The following is a 16718-nucleotide window of genomic DNA, read 5'->3' as shown; positions in this document are numbered from 1 at the left end:
ATGAAGCACGTGATTTCCGTCCTCCTCGAGAACGAACCCGGCGCGCTGTCGCGCGTGGTGGGGCTGTTTTCCGCGCGGGGCTACAACATCGAGACCCTGACGGTGGCGCCCACCGAGGACTCCACCCTGTCGCGCATGACCATCGTCACGACCGGTTCCGACGAGGTCATCGAACAGATCACCAAGCATTTGAATCGCCTGGTGGATGTCGTCAAAGTGGTGGACCTGACCGAAGGCGCCCACATCGAGCGCGAGCTGATGCTCGTGAAGGTGCGCGCCGTCGGCAAGGAACGCGAAGAGATGAAGCGCATGGCGGACATCTTCCGCGGCCGCATCATCGACGTGACCGACAAGTCCTACACCATCGAATTGACCGGGGTGCAGGAAAAAGTACAGGCCTTCCTGGAAGCCCTGGACCGCAGTGCCATCCTTGAAACCGTACGCACCGGCGTGTCCGGCATCGGACGCGGTGAACGGATTTTGAAGATTTGACCGGCCTTCCAGGCCAAGCCGCACCCTACATCTGAACCATCGAATATCCAAAATATTGGAATCTGGAGCACAACCATGAAAGTTTTCTACGACAAAGACTGCGATCTGTCCCTCATCAAAGGCAAGACCGTCGCCATCATCGGCTACGGTTCGCAAGGCCATGCGCACGCGCAGAACCTGCATGAATCGGGTGTGAAGGTCATCGTCGGCCTGCGCAAGGGCGGCGCTTCGTGGAACAAGGCCGCCAACGCCGGCCTGGAAGTCAAAGAAGTGGCCGATGCCGTCAAGTCCGCCGACATCGTCATGATGTTGCTGCCCGACGAGAACATCGCTTCGGTCTACAACAAGGAAGTGCACGCCAACATCAAGGCGGGCGCCGCCCTGGCTTTCGCTCACGGCTTCAACGTCCACTACGGCCAGGTCGTGCCGCGCGAAGATATCGACGTCATCATGATCGCCCCGAAGGCCCCGGGCCACACGGTGCGCAACACGTACAAGCAAGGTGGCGGCGTGCCCCACCTGGTGGCCGTATACCAGGACAAGTCGGGCGCCGCGCGTGACGTGGCCCTGTCGTACGCCAGCGCCAACGGCGGCGGCCGCGCCGGCATCATCGAAACCAACTTCCGCGAAGAGACCGAAACTGACCTGTTCGGCGAACAAGCCGTGCTGTGCGGCGGTACCGTCGAACTGATCAAGGCCGGTTTCGACACGCTGGTGGAAGCCGGCTACGCGCCCGAAATGGCGTACTTCGAATGCCTGCACGAACTGAAGCTGATCGTCGATCTGATCTATGAAGGCGGCATCGCCAACATGAACTACTCGATTTCGAACAACGCCGAATTCGGCGAGTACGAAACGGGCCCGAAGATCGTCACCGACGAAACCCGCAAAGCCATGCGCCAGTGCCTGACGGACATCCAGACCGGCGAGTACGCCAAGAAGTTCATCCTGGAAAACACCGCCGGCGCCCCGACCCTGACCTCGCGCCGCCGCATCAACGCGGAATCGCAGATCGAGCAAGTGGGCGGCAAGCTGCGCGCCATGATGCCCTGGATCGCCGCCAACAAGCTGGTGGACAAGTCCAAGAACTGATCGTGAGCCTGGCGCGGGGGTTTCCCCGCGTGCAAGCGGTCAAAGCGGCATGCCTGCGAGGGCATGCCGCTTTTTCTTGGTTTATTGCTCAGGAACGCGGCTTGCTCTGGCCCGCAAGCGGGGCCAGATGGGTTAACCTTTCACAGTCCGTTGTAAGTTATTGAGACCATGCCCAATTTTTCCATGCGCGATTCCGAGAACCGCCACCGAAGCATCTACTTGCTGCCCAACGCATTCACCACCGCGGCGTTGTTCGCGGGGTTCTATGCCGTGGTGCAGGCCATGAACGACCGCTTCGAAGTCGCCGCCATCGCCATTTTCGTGGCCATGGTGCTGGACGGCATGGATGGCCGGGTCGCCCGGCTGACCAATACGCAGTCCGCCTTCGGCGAACAATACGACTCGCTGTCGGACATGACGTCCTTCGGCGTGGCGCCCGCGCTGGTCATGTACGAATGGATCCTGAACGACCTGGGCCGCTGGGGCTGGCTGGCCGCCTTCGTCTACGTGGCCGGGGCCGCGTTGCGTCTGGCGCGGTTCAATACCAATATCGCCGTCGTCGACAAACGCTATTTCCAGGGCTTGCCCAGCCCGGCCGCGGCCGCGCTGGTGGCGGGTTTCGTCTGGCTGGCCGTGGACAACAAGCTGCCCATCCATGACAGCCTGATGGCCTGGGTGGCGTTCACGCTGACCATGTACGCCGGCATCACCATGGTGTCGAACGCGCCGTTCTTCAGCGGCAAGAGCTTCGCCTTGGGCCGCAGCGTGCCGTTCTGGGGCATCTTGCTGGTGGTGGCCGTGTTCGTGTTCGTGTCCAGCGACCCCCCGGTCGTGCTGTTCGGCCTGTTCGTGCTGTATGGCCTGTCGGGCTGGATCATGTGGGGCTGGCGCTGGAACAAGGCGCGCCGCCTGACGCAAGAGCGTCGCGGCCAGTCTTCCTGATCGCTCCGCCCTTCAAGGCAAAACGACAAAACCCGCCGGATCGGCGGGTTTTGCGTTTCTGGAACCGGGTGGCGTCAGCGCCACATGAACTTCTCGTCGTCGTACATGGGGTCGGGTCCGGGGTGGAAGTGCGTCAGTTTGCTGCCGTCGCGGCTCATGTAGACGTACATCAGCGAATTCCAGACCCCGTTTTCCTTGTAGCGGTACGACCACACGACTTCGCGCTTTTCACCCAGGCCGGTTTCTTCGATGCGGGCCGGCGGGCCGAATTCGCAGCGCACGCGGTCGGGGCCCCAGTCGCCGGCTTCCAGCACCTTGAAGTGGGCGTCGGTCAGCAGGGGCACCACCTGTCCCACGCGGCCGTCGGTGCCTACGTTGGTGCCCCAGGCGTACTGGCCCATCGGCTGTTGCGTCCAGATGACGCGTCGCCCGCCGCCTGCCTGCGGGCATTCGAAGTTGGGCTTACCAAACTGGGTCAGCACGTCGGCGTAGGGCGTGCCGGGTGGCACCTGGGCCAGGTTGGCGCATGCGGCAAGCCCGGTCAGGGCCAGCGAGGCAAGGGTGATGCGGGCTGTTTTGTAATATTTGGACATAACTTTGCTCCTCTGGGGCGCCTGCCGGGCAGTTGCCGGCCACTGCCTGCCAGCCGAAACCGGCTCTGGGGTAATTCTAGCGAATCAGCTATAATCATCGAGCTTTATCAAGTGTATTGATTTTGCAAGATGCTTTGCGCCGGCAGTCCGGCTGTAGAGGAAGCCGCCTTCATAGTAGGTTCAGAGGGCCTTCTTCACAGCTATTGAAGCAGCAGTGAGAAAGCAAAAACGCTTATCGCCGGGATTTACGCAAATTTTTTCCAAACCACGTCAGGGCACCTCGGCCCTGTCGCATGTCCGAAGAGGTCATCAATGTCTGTAGCTGACATCAAGAAATCCGATATCGTTGCGCAGTTCCAACGCGCTCAAGGCGATACCGGCTCCCCCGAAGTTCAGGTGGCTCTGCTCACCGCCCGTATCAACGAACTGACTGGTCACTTCAAAGAACACATGAAGGACCATCACTCGCGCCGCGGTCTGCTGCGTATGGTCAGCCGTCGCCGCAAGCTGCTCGACTATCTCAAGGGCCGCAATCCCGATTCGTACCGCGCTCTGATCGAAAAACTCGGTCTGCGTAAGTGATCGACGGGGCTGGCTCCCCATGACGCAATAACCGTGGTCGGTGCGACGTATTGTCGCGACGGCCACGGTTTTTCATTTGTAAGGAATAATCGTCATGTTCAACAAAGTGACAAAATCGTTCCAATACGGCCAGCATACGGTCGTTCTGGAAACTGGCGAAATCGCTCGCCAGGCATCCGGCGCCGTTGTGGTGTCGATCGAGGACACCGTCGTCCTGGCCACCGTCGTGGCTTCCAAGAAGGCCAAGCCGGGTCAAACGTTTTTCCCGCTGACCGTCGACTACATTGAGAAGACCTACGCTGCCGGCCGTATTCCGGGTGGGTTCTTCAAGCGTGAAGGCAAGCCGTCCGAAAAGGAAACGCTGACCTCGCGCCTGATCGACCGTCCGCTGCGTCCGCTGTTCCCTGAAGACTTCTACAACGAAGTCCAAGTGGTCATCCACACGCTGTCGGTCAATCCCGAGATCGATCCCGACATCGCCGCCATGATCGGCGCCTCGGCCGCTCTGGCCATTTCGGGCATCCCGTTCAACGGCCCCATCGGCGCCGCCCGCGTGGGCTACATCGATGGCCAATACGCGCTGAACCCGACCGCTTCGCAACTGAAGTCGTCCAAGCTGGACCTGGTGGTCGCCGGTACGGAAAACGCCGTGCTGATGGTGGAATCGGAAGCCCAACAGCTGTCCGAAGAAATCATGCTGGGCGGCGTGGTCTTCGGCCACGAGCAAATGCAGGCCGTCATCAACGCCATTCACGAACTGGTGAAGGACGCTGGCAAGCCCGATTGGGATTGGCAAGCGCCGGCCAAGGACGAATCCCTGATCGCCGCCGTGACCTCGGCTGCCCAGGAAGGCCTGAACGCCGCCTACCAGATCCGCGAAAAGCAAGCCCGTACCGCCAAGCTGCGCGAAGTGTCGGCTGACGTGTCGGCCAAGCTGGCTGCCGCCGCCGCTGAAAAGGGCGCGTCGCTGCCGGACGCCGTGACCGTCGACAACATCATGTTCTCGCTGGAATCGGCCATCGTCCGCGGCCAGATCCTGAACGGCGAACCGCGTATCGACGGCCGCGACACCCGCACCGTGCGCCCCATCAGCGTGCGTCTGGGCGTGCTGCCCCGCGCACACGGCAGCGCGCTGTTCACCCGTGGTGAAACGCAAGCGCTGGTCGTGGCCACGCTGGGCACGAAGCAAGACGAACAGATCATCGACGCGCTCATGGGTGAATACCGCGACCGCTTCATGATGCACTACAACATGCCTCCGTTCGCCACCGGCGAAACGGGCCGCATCGGTGTGCCCAAGCGCCGCGAAATCGGCCACGGCCGTCTGGCCAAGCGCTCGCTGATTCCGCTGCTGCCGGCTCCTGAAGACTTCCAGTACACGATCCGCATCGTGTCGGAAATCACCGAGTCCAACGGCTCGTCGTCGATGGCTTCGGTCTGCGGCGGCTCGCTGGCCATGATGGACGCCGGCGTGCCGGTCAAGGATCACGTGGCCGGCGTGGCCATGGGCCTGATCCTGGACGGCGGCAAGTTCGCCGTGCTGACCGACATTCTGGGTGACGAAGATCACCTGGGCGACATGGACTTCAAGGTCGCGGGCACCGAAAACGGCGTCACCGCACTGCAGATGGACATCAAGATCCAGGGCATCACGAAGGAAATCATGCAAGTGGCGCTGGCGCAAGCCCGCGAAGGCCGCCTGCACATCCTGACCAAGATGAAGGAAGCGCTGGACGGTTCGCGTGGCGAGCTCTCGGCTTTCGCCCCGCGCATGCTGACCATCAAGATCAACCCCGAGAAGATCCGCGACGTGATCGGCAAGGGCGGCGCCACCATCCGCGCGCTGACCGAAGAGACCGGTACGCAGATCGACATCTCCGACGACGGCACGATCGTGATCGCCAGCGTCGACGAAGCGCAGGCCAAAGAAGCCCAGCGCCGCATCGTCGAACTGACCGCCGACGTCGAAGTGGGCCAGATCTACGAAGGCTCGGTGCTGCGTCTGCTGGACTTCGGCGCCATCGTGCAAGTGCTGCCGGGCCGTGACGGCCTGCTGCACATCTCGGAAATCGCCAACTACCGCATCGCGAACATCAACGATGTGCTGAAGGTCGGCCAGCAAGTCCGCGTCAAGATCATCGAGGCCGACGACAAGGGCCGCCTGCGCCTGTCCATCAAGGCGATCGGCGGCATCGAGGCGCAGCAGCCTGCTGCCGCGACCGAAGCTGCCCCCCAATCGGAACCGCAAGCTGAATAAGCTGGCAGGCTGATTGAACGAAAACGGCGCCGCAAGGCGCCGTTTTTCATGGGGCCCTGTAACCTCCAACTCTGCCCGGCTTTCCTGTAAAGTCTTGCGCAAGACGGGGGAGAGGATGGGGAAACCATGACGGGATGGCCAGGAGCCGCGACCGCGGCGGCGCTGCTGACAGCGCTGCTGGCCGGCTGCATGAGCAGCCCGGGCCCGGGCCAGCGCGGACCCAATAGCGAAGGCATGTCCGCCGACCAATTCGGGCAGACCGACTTCAACCGCACCGTCACCCTGGAAGTTCGCGACAACCTGACCAGCCTGTATTCGCTGCTGGACAAGCTTTACCGCCGCAATCCCCGCGAATGGCGCAAGACCGGCGCGGCGGACCAGAAGGCGGCCGTGAACCTGGTCAAGCACGCCATCGAAGTCCGCATCCCGCCCAGCGACCTGGCCGGCCTGCGCGACATCCAGATCCTGGCCGTGTCGCTTGACCCCAACTACACCGGCGACCGCGTCGGCGCCTTCATCTACGGCCTGGCCGACACCATCATCGCGGCCCACAACGGCAAGACCCGGCTGTACGCCACCGACGCGCTGGACGGCCAGCGGGTCTACAATGCTGCACGGAATGTCGAGGCCGCCGCCTGGCTGCTGGCGTCGCGCCGCAACAATCAAGGCGAGCCCCTATTGCTGGCCAATGAAATGTCTCCCAACGCGACGAACCTGAGCTTCGAGCGCGAGTTCGGCGCCATCATCGGCCGGCTGGACTTGATCGCCAATCTGCTCGGCGAGAATTCGCGGCGCATCGGGATCAACTACGCGCAGGGCCTGCTGCTGTTCAATTTCCTGCCTGTGCGCTAACAGGATCTACCCATCGTGATCGATATCGCCTCTATCCAGACCGCCCGCGAAAATTTGCGCGGCCAGGTGCTGAAGACCCCCTTCACCCTGTCGCGCACGCTGTCCGACATCTTCGGCGCCGAAATCTGGCTGAAGTTCGAGAACCTGCAGTTCACGGCGTCGTTCAAGGAGCGCGGCGCGTTGAACCGCATGCTGACCCTGTCGGACGACGAGCGCGCCAAGGGCGTGATCGCGGTGTCGGCCGGCAACCATGCCCAGGGTGTGGCCTACCATGCGCAGCGCATGGGCGTGCCGGCCGTGATCGTGATGCCGCGCTTCACCCCCACGGTCAAAGTGGCCAACACGCGCCGCTTCGGCGCCGAAGTGGTGCTGGCGGGCGACACCTTCGACGACGCCAAGGCCCACGGCTACGAGCTGGCGCAAGCGCGCGGCCTGATCATGATCCACCCCTATGACGACGAAGCCGTCATTTCGGGGCAGGGCACCGTTGCGCTGGAAATGCTGGAAGACCAACCTCAGCTGGACACGCTGGTCATCGCCATCGGCGGCGGCGGCCTGATCTCGGGCATCGCCACGGCCGCCAAGGCCTTGAAGCCCGGCATCGAGATCGTGGGTGTGCAGACCGAACGCTTCCCGTCGATGTACGCGGCTGTCAAGGGCGTATCCATGCCGCAGGGTCAGTACACCATTGCCGAAGGCATTGCCGTGAAGTCGCCGGGCGCGCTGACCCAACCCATCGTCAGCCAACTGGTCGACCAGATCGAACTGGTCAGCGAAAGCGATATCGAGCACGCCATCGTGGTGCTGCTGGAAATCGAGAAGACCGTGGTGGAAGGCGCCGGGGCCGCTGGCCTGGCTGCGCTGCTGCGCGCGCAGGAAGCGGGCAGCGACCGCTTCAAGGGCAAGCGCATCGGTCTGGTGTTGACGGGCGGCAACATCGACCCGCTGATGCTGGGCGAACTGATCGAACGCGGCATGGTGCGCGCCGGGCGCCTGGCCCGCATCCGCGTGGACTTGCGCGACCTGCCGGGCGCGTTGGCCCACGCTACCAAGCTGATTGCCGATGCCCAGGCCAACATCACCGAAGTGCATCACCAGCGCGCGTTCACCTCATTGCCGGTACGCAACGTGGAAGTCGATTTTGTGCTGCAGACGCGCGGGCCGGAGCATATCTTGGAAGTGATCGACATCCTGAACGCCGCGGGTTTCGCGGCTAGCAACCACGATCACTAAGAACCGCCGTCAGGGGCGGCCGAACCGGGGGATCAGGCGGCGTCGCGTTGCGCGGCGTCGCGCGCCACCAGGCTTTTCAAGCCGTACAGGCGTTCACGGTGCAAGGTCGTGGACAGCGGCTCGGGTTCGCGGCCCAGCGCGATGTAATCGGCGGGGATCTGGGCGATGGCCTCGCGCATGCGCTCGACGTTGCCTGGCCACCATTGCAGCAGCATGCGGTCGGGGTTGTACACATCCAGACCCTGGCGGCGCAATTCCGACCGGTTGAAATCCTTCAGGTTCCACGTTGCGATCTGCACGACGGGTGGCTGCTGCAGCCCGCAGCGCGCGCGCCGCGCCAAACCGGCGGCGATCACATGGAAGTCCTTCGGATCGCTGTAGCGCAGCGACGCTTCATAGACCTGCGTGTCCGCCTCGTTGGCGTCGGGAAAGCGCGCGTTCATGTCGGCCCAGAACTCGGCCAGCACTTCCGGCGGAATGTCCCAGATGCGGGAGGCGTTGCGGCGCCACTCCTCGCCGATGCGTTCCGTCCAGACCGGGATGAACACGCCGGCTTCGGCCAGACGCAGCAGCAGCCGGCGCAAGATGCCGGACATCAGCACGCAGGCGTCCAGGACGATAAAGGGGGCAGGGGCGGAAGGAGCGGTCAAGATGGGGAATGAGAAAGGCCGGGGCCTTTGAACGGCAAGAGTAATGGTGCCCGAGACCGGAATCGAACCGGTACGGCCTTGCGGCCGAGGGATTTTCTTACCACTTCGGCTTTCGCCGCCCGCGCATAAGCGCTGTTCGTGGTCTGGAGCACGCCTTCACCATAGCCTTGCGGCCTTAGGTGCCCGCCGTCTGCTCTCTACACCTTCCCCGGTTTTTCAACCGGGGCTTGGCTCGGCGTTGGCTCGGAACAGGTCCAGGGCGTTCGCCGAATTTGACGGGCTACACCTTTGGAGTTTCCTCCAAAGGGCTCAAATTAGTTTAAGTCCCTTGTGTCTACCAATTTCACCACTCGGGCGTTGCACGGCCCGTGCAGGGCCGGCAGCGGGCGTGACTATACCATCTTGGGCGCAGGGGCATTGGCGCGCCCGGCGGGGATCCGGGTAAGCCCGAGCCCGCCACGCGCCTATTTCCGGCCGAACAGCCGGCCCAGGAACCCGCGTGGCGAGGCGGCGGCTTCTTCCGCCGCCTGGGCCCGGCGCAACGACAGGTCCTGATACTCGGCCTTGCCGTTCTGCTGGTAGGACGCGGCGGCCTGGCGGTAGGCCAGTGCCGATTCGGCCGGGCGCTTCAGGTGGCCGTAGATCTCGCCGCGTGAAAACAGGGCCCAACTGCGGTAGTCGGGATCCAGCCCGATCAGGCGGTCGCACGCGGCCAGGGCTTCTTCGTACTGCTTGGCCGCATTCAACGCGTTGATGCGTTCGGCATGCAGCGGACCGCTGTCCGGCCACTTGGCAAGCGCGCGGTCGGCATCGGCCACGGCTTCGGCGCCCCGGCCCAGGTTCGTCAGCGCGTCGATGCGGACGCGGCGCCACTTCAGCCAGTCGGGGTCGAGCGAAATCGCCACTTCCGACAGGGGCAGGGCTTCGTCGTAGCGTTCCAGGCGGGTCAGCATGTCGGCCGCGTTGCCCGGCAGGAAATCGTCGCCGGGCGCGATCTCGTAGCCGCGCAGGTAGTAGGCAAGCGCCTGTTCCCAATTGCGCTGGTCGCGCTGGGCGTTGCCCGCCACGAACAGCAATTGCGCGTCGCCGCTGTCCATCGGATCCAGCCCTTGCAAGGCTTGTTCCGCCAGTTCCGGGTCGCCGCTGCGCACGAATTCGCGGGCCTGCTCCTTGCGGCCTTCCCAGCCCGTGTCCGACAGCGCGTCCAGGTGCCGCCACAGCGGCGCGGCCTCGTCCGCGCGGCCCAGGCGGTGCAGCGACCGCGCCTTGCCTTCCAAGGGCCAATCCCAATCGGGCTCGCGGCGCAGCAGGCTGCTCCATTCCTCTACCGCGTCTTCATGGCGCTCCAGCGCTTGCAGGCACGAGGCCCGATTGTGCTGGATGGCGTTTTCCTCGCCCAGGATGGCACGGGCGCGGTCGAACATCGCGATGGCATTCTTCAGATCGCCCAGACGCCGGTAGTTGTTGCCCGCGTCATACAGGAAGCCGCCGTTGTTGGGCGCCAGCGCGACGGCGCGCTGATGGTAGGGCAGCGCGTCCTGGTAGCGGCCGGCGTTATGCAGGTTCGAGCCGATATAGCAATGCGGCGCCGCGGCAGACGGCCGCAGCTGCGAGGCGCGAGTCCAGCATTCGATGGCGTCTTCCAGGCGGCGGTCGTTGATCAGCAAGTAGGCCTCGGACATCATCAGGCCGAAATGCGAGGGCGCACGCTGGCGCGCGTCGCGCAGGATGCGCCAGGCTTCCTGCTGTTCGCCCGCGTCGTAGAGGGCGGTGGCGCGCACGCGCAGGGCGTCGCTGCATTGTGGATCGAGGGTCAGCGACCGGGCCAGGTCGGCATCGCGCTGGGCGTGAGCGCTGCGCTTGTCGTGATAGCGGGCGCGCAGGGCCCACATCACGGCGGAACCGGGCTGTTCGCGCACGCCCTGTTCGCACAAGGAGAGCATCTGCTTGTGGTCGTGGCCGTCATCGGCGCGGTGAATGGCTTCGATCAGACTGGACATGCGGGGCGTTCCGTATTCAAAAGGGCGGGCTAGCGCGCGAACGCGGTGGTGTCGTGGCGGCAGCTGTAGGGGCGGTCGGTGCTGGCGATGTCGTCGCTGCCGCACTGCCAGCGGCGGATGCCGCCGCCTTTCTTCTCGGCGCGCAGTTCCGGCAGGTACATCAGGTGCTTGCTGGCCAGCGTGGGAAAGCCGTCTTCACGCGGCGCGCCTGCAATCGTAAGCCGCAGCACGCCGTTGACGGGATTCATATCCAGCTTGGAAAAGCCGCTGTTCTGCAGCGATTCCTGGGTCAGGCCGATGTCCGCCATCGTTGCGGGATAGGCCTTCTTGCTGCGGTAGTGGTTTTCGACCAGCATGCGGATCGGGTCCGACACCAGGTCATAGCGGCGGACGTCCGCGTGCAAGGGATTGTCGCCGTCGTCCTGGCTCATGACGCCGACCCCGATGACGATGCCGCCCAGGACCAGCGCCAGCACCCCAAATACGAAGAACAGGAATTTGCCCGTACCGGTGACCGCAGGCGTCTTGGCCACGGCTGCCTGCATCGCGCGCGGATGCGCCCGGCTGGAGACGACATGCGTGCCGGCCAAGGCGTTATGCATGGACCGGTCGCCGAAAATGGCTTGCTGGATATGGTGGAACAGGCCGGGCAGGGCAAGGTTGAGCGTGTACTTCAGCGTGTGCCGCCAGATCGAGCGCGCGAGGCCGGGCGCTTGCCCCTTGCGGTTCACGACGCGCTGTTTCAGCAGGCGCTTGCCGGGGGACCCGTTGGTCCAGGCGTCCATGAAGGCCGGCAGCAGCCAGCCGATCAGCCCTGCCAGCAGCACCAGCAGCACGGGCCGGGGCTCGCCGGTCAGGCTTTCATAGGTGAGCGAGGCGGCCCAGATCAGCGTGATGATCGCCGCCACCATGAACAGGCCGTCGATGGCGGTGGCGCCCAACCGGGTCCAGATGCTGGGGAATACGGGCGCGTTCTGCGCCGGGGCGGACCGCTTGGCGGGGGCCGGCGCAGGAGCCGGCGCCGCTTTGACCGGCAACGGTGTCTGGCAACTGAAGCATAGGGTATTGGAGGCCGGGTTCTGCCAATTACAGCGAGGGCATTGCATGGAAGCGTGATCCGCAAAACGAAGGCCGCGCTTGGCGGCCGGATTGCGGATCATACCCAGGTCCGGCGTGCGGGAAAACCCCGATGCCTTCTCGGACAGGCAACGCGGGACACTTCCTGCCATGAAGCCTGCCCAGCCCGTATCGCCAGCCCCCCGCGACATCGACCCCGTTTCGCTCCGACTGTTCCTTTCGGCGCTGGAGGAAGGCAGCCTGGCGCGCGCCGCGGCCCGCGAGAACATCGTGCCGTCCGCCGTCAGCAAGCGCATGTCGGAAATGGAAGACGCCTTTGGCGTGCCGCTGCTGGAGCGAGGCGTCAAGGGCGTGCAGCCCACGCCGGCAGGCAATGCGCTGGCGACTCATGCGCGCCGGCTGCTGCAGGACATGGACCGCATGCATCGCGAGATGGCGGGGTTTGCGAGCGGCGTGCGCGGGCACATCCGGCTGGCCGTCAGCGTGGCCGCCTTGTCGGGCGACCTGCCGGCCCAGATCCAGTCGTTTCGCCGGGCGTACCCGCAAATCGATATCTCGCTGGAAGAAGACACGACACAGGCGGCGTTCCGTTCCGTGCTGGACGGCAACGCCGACGTGGCCGCCGGGTCGGACTTCGGCCATGACGGCTTGCAGGTATACGCCTGCGGCCATTGCGAGCTGGCGGCCGTGGTGCCGGGCCAGCATCTGCTGGCCGACCGCGAGGCGCTGGACTACGCGCAACTGCTGCCCTTCGAGCAGATCGAGCTGAACCGCGACAACGGCATCAGCAGCGTGTTCGAACAGGCGGCTAAAGGCGCGGGCGTGACGCGGCGCATCAGCGCGCGGGTCAGTTCGCACGAAACGATCTGCATGCTGGTGGCGCGCGGCATGGGCGTGGCCGTGGTGCCCCAGTACCTGAAGGCGCGCCTGTCGCATCTGGACATCCGCTTCGTCCCGTTGACCGGCCCGTGGTCCAGCACGCCGATCTGTATTGCGGTGCGGGATCCGGATGCCTTGTCGCCGGCCGCGCGGGCCTTGCTGGCCCACTTGGGCGTGTTGCCGGCGGACGGACGCTAGGGGCAAACCCGGATGTTCCGAAACGAGAATGCCCCCGTGCTGAAAGACCGCTACCCGCCCTATCCGCAGGCCCGCGATGATGGACGCATTCGCAGGGCGGCAACATGGATTTCCGACGTTGCCGGTCCGCATCCGACCATCAGGCAGGCGAGAGGAAACGTTGATGAGCGCAGCACCGGCTTCACCCTTCATGGAGAGTTCCGAATTGCCCTTGCGGGGGATCAAGGTCCTGGAACTGTCCCACATGATCATGGGGCCGGCCGCCGGCCTGTCGCTGGCGGACCTGGGCGCCGACGTGATCAAGGTGGAACCCATCGACGGCGACCGCACGCGCCGCCTGAAAGGGTCGGGCAGCGGCTACTTCCCCGTGTTCAACCGCAACAAGCAAAGTCTGGCGATCGACCTGAAATCGCCTGAAGGGCAGGAGATCGTGCGAACGCTCGCCTTGCAGACCGACATGGTGGTGGAGAACTTCCGCGACGGCAGCCTGGCCCAGTACGGGCTGGACTACGAGTCCTTGTCGGCCGGCAACCCCGGGCTGATCTACGTGTCGCTGAAGGGCTTTCTGTCGGGTCCGTACAAGCATCGCACCGCGCTGGACGAAGTGGTGCAGATGATGGGCGGGCTGGCCTATATCAATGGCGGCGCCGACACGCCGCAACGCGTGGCGGCATCGGTGAACGACATTCTGGGCGGCACCTTCGGGGTGGTCGGCGCGCTGGCCGCGCTGCACGACCGCCACGCCACGGGCCGTGGCCGCCACGTTCGGTCGGGCCTGTTCGAGAACAACCTCTTGCTGGTGGCGCAGTTCATCGCGCAGTTCCAATTGACCGGCACGGCGCCCAAACCCATGGGCGCGGAGCGCAAGCCGCCATGGGGCGTGTACGACGTGTTCGAAACGGCGGACGGCCGCGTGTTCGTCGCGGTGGTGGGCGATGCGCAGTGGCGCAATTTCGCGCAGAAATTCCTGCCGCCGGAATGGGCCGCCGACCCGCGCCTGGCTACGGCGGTCGACCGCGAAGCCGCCCGGTCGTGGCTGGTGCCCGGCGTGGCCGAGATCCTGAAAACCTGGAAGACGGATGCGCTGTGCCAGGCGCTGGAGGACGCCAATCTTTCCTATGGCCCGATCCGCCAGCCGCACGATCTGCTGGACGACGCGCACCTGAACGCCGGGGGCGCGTTGTTGAAGACTCTGCTGCCCGACGGCAGCGAAATATCCACGGCCGCGCTGCCCATCGAATTCGATGGCCGCAAGGCCGGCAAGCGTTGCGATCCGCCGGTGCAAGGCGGCCAGACCCACGCCATTCTGCAAGGGCTGGGCCTGGACGCGGCGCGCATCGATGCGCTGCGCACGGCGGGAGTCATCGCATGACCCGGCCATAACGTCGGCACCCTGTCGAGGCGGCGTCAGACCGCCAAGACATCCATCAAATAGGAGACCCCATGATTCGAAAACTGATTGCGCTGGCCGCGTTGGCCGCCGCCTGCACCGTGCACGCGCAGGACTATCCCAACAAGCCCATCCGCATCATCATCCCGTCCACGCCGGGCGGCGGCACCGACTACATCGGCCGCTTGATGAGCAACAAGCTGCACGAGCTGAACGGCTGGGCGGTGGTGCCCGAAAACAAGCCGGGCGCCGGCACGGCGCTGGGCCTGGCCGAGGCGGCGCGCGCGCCCGCGCAGGGCTATGACCTGGTGATCGGCCAATCCGACAACGTCACCCTGATTCCGCTGCTGATGAAGGTGGCCTACGACCCGGTCAAGGACCTGGCGCCCGTGGCGCTGGTGGCCACCACGCCGATGGTGCTGCTGGTGGCCGAGAGCTCGCCCTACAAGACCCTGCCCGAAGTGATCGAGGCCGCCAAGAAGGAGCCCAACAAGATTTCCTACGGCACGTCGGGCACCGGCGGCGGCGTTCACATCGCCATGGAAATGCTGCAGCACGAGGCCGGCTTCAAGATGCAGCACGTGCCGTACAAGGGGTCGGCGCCTGCCTTGGCCGACCTGATGGGCGGGCATCTGCAGTTTGCCGGTTCCTCGATCTCGTCGGCGGCCTCGCTGATCAAGGCGGGCAAGGTGCGCGCGCTGGCGGTGACCTCGCCCAAGCGCAATCCGGCGCTGCCGGACGTGCCGACCGTGGCCGAGCTTGGCTACAAGGATTTCAGCGTGGTGACCTACTACGGCGTGCTGGCGCCGGCCAAGACGCCCGCCGACATCGTGGCGCGCCTGAACACCGATTTCAACAAGCTGCTGGCGCGCAAGGACGTGCAGGAAGCGCTGGCGTCGCAGGGGCTGGAAACGGATCCGGTGTCCAGCGCCCAGTTTGCGGCACTGATCCAGTCGGACATCGGCAAGGCGCAGCAGACGATCAAGAGCGCGGGCATCGTGGTACAGCAATAGCCCGGGCGCAGGCCCGCGTACACGACAGGGAGAACCTATGAATCAGGAAGTCAGGCTTTGCGAAGTGGGTCCGCGCGACGGGCTGCAAATGGCCAAGGGCATAATGCCCGCGGCCGACAAGCTGCGCTGGATCCGCCAGTTGGCCGCGGCGGGCTTGCGCGAGATCGAGGTGGGCAGCTTCGTATCGCCGCGGCGGGTGCCGCAGATGGCGGATACCGGCGCCATCCTGCCCGACGTCCTGAAGATAGACGGCCTGACCGTGTGCGCGCTGGCCTGCAACCTGAAGGGCGCGATCGCCGCCTACGAGGCGGGCGCGCACGTGCTGTCGTTTCCGATCTCGGTCAGCGACACGCACAGCCATGCCAACGTCGGCAAGGGCACCGACGCGCAGGTGGAGATGATGGCGTCGATCGTGGACTGGGTGCGGTCGCAGCCGCGCCCCATGCGCATCGACGCGGCCGTCGCCACGGCGTTCGGCTGTTCGATGGAAGGCGACGTGCCGGTGCGGCGCGTGGCGCAGGTGGCCGCCGCCGTGGCGCGCACCGGCGTCGATGAAATCGCGCTGGCCGACACCGTGGGCTATGCGCACCCCGCGCAGGTGCGCGATGGGGTGCGCGCAACGCAGGACGCCGTGGGCAGCCTGCTGACCAAGCTGCATCTGCACGACACCATGGGGCTGGGCCTGGCCAATGCGCTGGCGGGCCTGAACGAAGGCATCCGCGGTTTCGATTCCTGCCTGGGTGGCCTGGGCGGGTGCCCGTTTGCCCCGGGCGCGTCGGGCAACATCGTCACCGAAGACATGGTGTTCATGCTGGAAAGCATGGGCTACCGGACCGGCGTGGACCTGCGCCGGCTGTTGGCCGCGCGCGCCTTGCTGGCCGAAGCCTTGCCGCAAGAGACCTTGCGCAGCGGCGTGGCCGCGGCAGGCATTCCCAAGACATTCCCCGGCGCGGCGGCCGTGGCGTAACCCCGCGCCACACGCTAGCCTAGCGGTACACCAGCACCGGCACCGTGGAGTGCGCCAGCACCTTCTGCGTCTGGCTGCCCAGCAGCAGCGCGGCCATGCCGCTGCGTCCGTGCGAGGTCATCGCGATCAGGTCGCAGCCCTGCGTCAGGGCGATGTCGATGATGACCTGATATGGCGCGTCGCTTTCGCGCATTTCCGTCGTGCACGGCACGCCCATGGCCTTGGCGCGGACGGCGGCTTCCGTCAGGTAGGAGCCGGCCAATTCCTTGGCCTGGTGTTCATAGGTCTTGCGCACGCCTTCCAGCTGCACCGTTTCCATGGAGGGCATGTGAAAGCTGCCATAGGCCGTCACCACGGTGACGCTGGCCCCTAGCGCGCGGGCCAGGCCCAGTCCTTGCTCCAGGCCGGTATTGGCCAGGCTGGATCCGTCGATGGGGATGAGAATGTGCTTGTACATGGCAACCTCCAAGGGGGGAAGGCGGCGCGGTCGCGGCCGCCACA

The 16718-nt window shown here is 65.1% G+C and carries 16 protein-coding genes; 11 read left to right on the top strand and 5 right to left on the bottom strand.

The features are described from left to right. From ilvN to pssA, 3 genes are all read left to right on the top strand, one after another. Window positions 1-492, top strand: coding sequence for an acetolactate synthase small subunit (ilvN, locus tag A9973_RS19210; protein WP_006223608.1), 492 nt, complete (start codon window positions 1-3; stop codon window positions 490-492). 75 nt (window positions 493-567) lie between these two features. After that, window positions 568-1584 carry a ketol-acid reductoisomerase gene (ilvC, locus tag A9973_RS19205; protein ID WP_006223609.1) on the top strand — a complete coding sequence of 339 codons (1017 nt, stop codon included), beginning with the start codon at window positions 568-570 and terminating at the stop codon, window positions 1582-1584. Window positions 1585-1752: 168 nt separating this feature from the next. Further along, window positions 1753-2526: a CDP-diacylglycerol--serine O-phosphatidyltransferase gene (pssA, locus tag A9973_RS19200; protein ID WP_183015289.1), complete on the top strand. Its 774-nt coding sequence runs from the start codon at window positions 1753-1755 to the stop codon at window positions 2524-2526. 74 nt (window positions 2527-2600) lie between these two features. On the opposite strand, the gene A9973_RS19195 is transcribed toward pssA, so the two are convergent. Beyond that, window positions 2601-3119 (bottom strand): hypothetical protein, encoded by a 519-nt coding sequence (locus A9973_RS19195; protein ID WP_183015288.1) that lies wholly within the window; start codon window positions 3117-3119, stop codon window positions 2601-2603. Between the two features lie 312 nt (window positions 3120-3431). Here A9973_RS19195 and rpsO point away from each other — a divergent pair, with 312 nt between their 5' ends. The 4 genes from rpsO (at window position 3432) to A9973_RS19175 (ending at window position 8043) form a co-directional block, all read left to right on the top strand. Next, complete coding sequence (gene rpsO, locus A9973_RS19190) at window positions 3432-3701, top strand: 30S ribosomal protein S15 (RefSeq protein ID WP_006223612.1); 270 nt, start codon at window positions 3432-3434, stop codon at window positions 3699-3701. A 94-nt stretch (window positions 3702-3795) separates the two neighbouring features. Then, window positions 3796-5958, top strand: a complete 2163-nt coding sequence (gene pnp / locus A9973_RS19185) for a polyribonucleotide nucleotidyltransferase (RefSeq protein WP_183015287.1) — start codon at window positions 3796-3798, stop codon at window positions 5956-5958. A 126-nt stretch (window positions 5959-6084) separates the two neighbouring features. Continuing rightward, window positions 6085-6810 (top strand): hypothetical protein, encoded by a 726-nt coding sequence (locus tag A9973_RS19180; RefSeq protein ID WP_183015286.1) that lies wholly within the window; start codon window positions 6085-6087, stop codon window positions 6808-6810. Window positions 6811-6825: 15 nt separating this feature from the next. Next, window positions 6826-8043 carry a threonine ammonia-lyase gene (locus tag A9973_RS19175; protein WP_183015285.1) on the top strand — a complete coding sequence of 406 codons (1218 nt, stop codon included), beginning with the start codon at window positions 6826-6828 and terminating at the stop codon, window positions 8041-8043. Window positions 8044-8075: 32 nt separating this feature from the next. Here the strand turns inward: A9973_RS19175 and A9973_RS19170 are convergent, their stop codons facing one another. The 3 genes from A9973_RS19170 to A9973_RS19160 all read right to left on the bottom strand — a co-directional run bounded on the left by A9973_RS19170 (window position 8076) and on the right by A9973_RS19160 (window position 11799). Next, the gene (locus A9973_RS19170; protein WP_183015284.1) at window positions 8076-8693 is read right to left on the bottom strand and encodes a PIN domain-containing protein; all 618 of its coding nucleotides are present in this window, start codon (window positions 8691-8693) and stop codon (window positions 8076-8078) included. 464 nt (window positions 8694-9157) lie between these two features. Beyond that, window positions 9158-10693 (bottom strand): tetratricopeptide repeat protein, encoded by a 1536-nt coding sequence (locus tag A9973_RS19165; RefSeq protein ID WP_183015283.1) that lies wholly within the window; start codon window positions 10691-10693, stop codon window positions 9158-9160. A 29-nt stretch (window positions 10694-10722) separates the two neighbouring features. Beyond that, window positions 10723-11799 (bottom strand): RDD family protein, encoded by a 1077-nt coding sequence (locus tag A9973_RS19160; RefSeq protein WP_255469217.1) that lies wholly within the window; start codon window positions 11797-11799, stop codon window positions 10723-10725. 121 nt (window positions 11800-11920) lie between these two features. On the opposite strand from A9973_RS19160, the gene A9973_RS19155 reads away from it, so the two are divergent. The 4 genes from A9973_RS19155 to A9973_RS19140 all read left to right on the top strand — a co-directional run bounded on the left by A9973_RS19155 (window position 11921) and on the right by A9973_RS19140 (window position 16217). Then, window positions 11921-12847, top strand: a complete 927-nt coding sequence (locus A9973_RS19155) for a LysR family transcriptional regulator (protein WP_183015282.1) — start codon at window positions 11921-11923, stop codon at window positions 12845-12847. A gap of 163 nt (window positions 12848-13010) precedes the next feature. Then, the gene (locus A9973_RS19150) at window positions 13011-14219 is read left to right on the top strand and encodes a CaiB/BaiF CoA-transferase family protein (protein WP_183015281.1); all 1209 of its coding nucleotides are present in this window, start codon (window positions 13011-13013) and stop codon (window positions 14217-14219) included. 71 nt (window positions 14220-14290) lie between these two features. Then, on the top strand, window positions 14291-15250 hold the full coding sequence (locus tag A9973_RS19145; protein ID WP_183015280.1) for a tripartite tricarboxylate transporter substrate binding protein: 960 nt from the start codon (window positions 14291-14293) through the stop codon (window positions 15248-15250). A gap of 37 nt (window positions 15251-15287) precedes the next feature. After that, window positions 15288-16217: a hydroxymethylglutaryl-CoA lyase gene (locus A9973_RS19140; RefSeq protein WP_183015279.1), complete on the top strand. Its 930-nt coding sequence runs from the start codon at window positions 15288-15290 to the stop codon at window positions 16215-16217. A 19-nt stretch (window positions 16218-16236) separates the two neighbouring features. Here A9973_RS19140 and A9973_RS19135 read toward each other — a convergent pair whose 3' ends face one another. After that, complete coding sequence (locus A9973_RS19135; RefSeq protein WP_183015278.1) at window positions 16237-16674, bottom strand: universal stress protein; 438 nt, start codon at window positions 16672-16674, stop codon at window positions 16237-16239. Window positions 16675-16718: the final 44 nt, after the last annotated feature.

Origin of the sequence: Achromobacter sp. UMC46, from assembly GCF_014170335.1 — a bacterium.
Classification (GTDB): domain Bacteria; phylum Pseudomonadota; class Gammaproteobacteria; order Burkholderiales; family Burkholderiaceae_B; genus Achromobacter.
Note: the sequence above shows the minus strand (reverse complement) of the source record. Positions and strands in the feature narration are given on the sequence as shown.

Bases quoted from the DNA above. Each gene is read 5' to 3' on its own strand.
- rpsO (WP_006223612.1), top strand. From the start codon at position 3,432: ATGTCTGTAGCTGACATCAAGAAATCCGATATCGTTGCGCAGTTCCAA.
- A9973_RS19195 (WP_183015288.1), bottom strand. From the start codon at position 3,119: ATGTCCAAATATTACAAAACAGCCCGCATCACCCTTGCCTCGCTGGCC.
- pnp (WP_183015287.1), top strand. From the start codon at position 3,796: ATGTTCAACAAAGTGACAAAATCGTTCCAATACGGCCAGCATACGGTC.
- A9973_RS19160 (WP_255469217.1), bottom strand. From the start codon at position 11,799: ATGCAATGCCCTCGCTGTAATTGGCAGAACCCGGCCTCCAATACCCTA.
- A9973_RS19150 (WP_183015281.1), top strand. From the start codon at position 13,011: ATGAGCGCAGCACCGGCTTCACCCTTCATGGAGAGTTCCGAATTGCCC.
- A9973_RS19180 (WP_183015286.1), top strand. From the start codon at position 6,085: ATGACGGGATGGCCAGGAGCCGCGACCGCGGCGGCGCTGCTGACAGCG.
- A9973_RS19165 (WP_183015283.1), bottom strand. From the start codon at position 10,693: ATGTCCAGTCTGATCGAAGCCATTCACCGCGCCGATGACGGCCACGAC.
- ilvC (WP_006223609.1), top strand. From the start codon at position 568: ATGAAAGTTTTCTACGACAAAGACTGCGATCTGTCCCTCATCAAAGGC.
- A9973_RS19155 (WP_183015282.1), top strand. From the start codon at position 11,921: ATGAAGCCTGCCCAGCCCGTATCGCCAGCCCCCCGCGACATCGACCCC.
- ilvN (WP_006223608.1), top strand. From the start codon at position 1: ATGAAGCACGTGATTTCCGTCCTCCTCGAGAACGAACCCGGCGCGCTG.
- pssA (WP_183015289.1), top strand. From the start codon at position 1,753: ATGCCCAATTTTTCCATGCGCGATTCCGAGAACCGCCACCGAAGCATC.
- A9973_RS19140 (WP_183015279.1), top strand. From the start codon at position 15,288: ATGAATCAGGAAGTCAGGCTTTGCGAAGTGGGTCCGCGCGACGGGCTG.
- A9973_RS19145 (WP_183015280.1), top strand. From the start codon at position 14,291: ATGATTCGAAAACTGATTGCGCTGGCCGCGTTGGCCGCCGCCTGCACC.
- A9973_RS19135 (WP_183015278.1), bottom strand. From the start codon at position 16,674: ATGTACAAGCACATTCTCATCCCCATCGACGGATCCAGCCTGGCCAAT.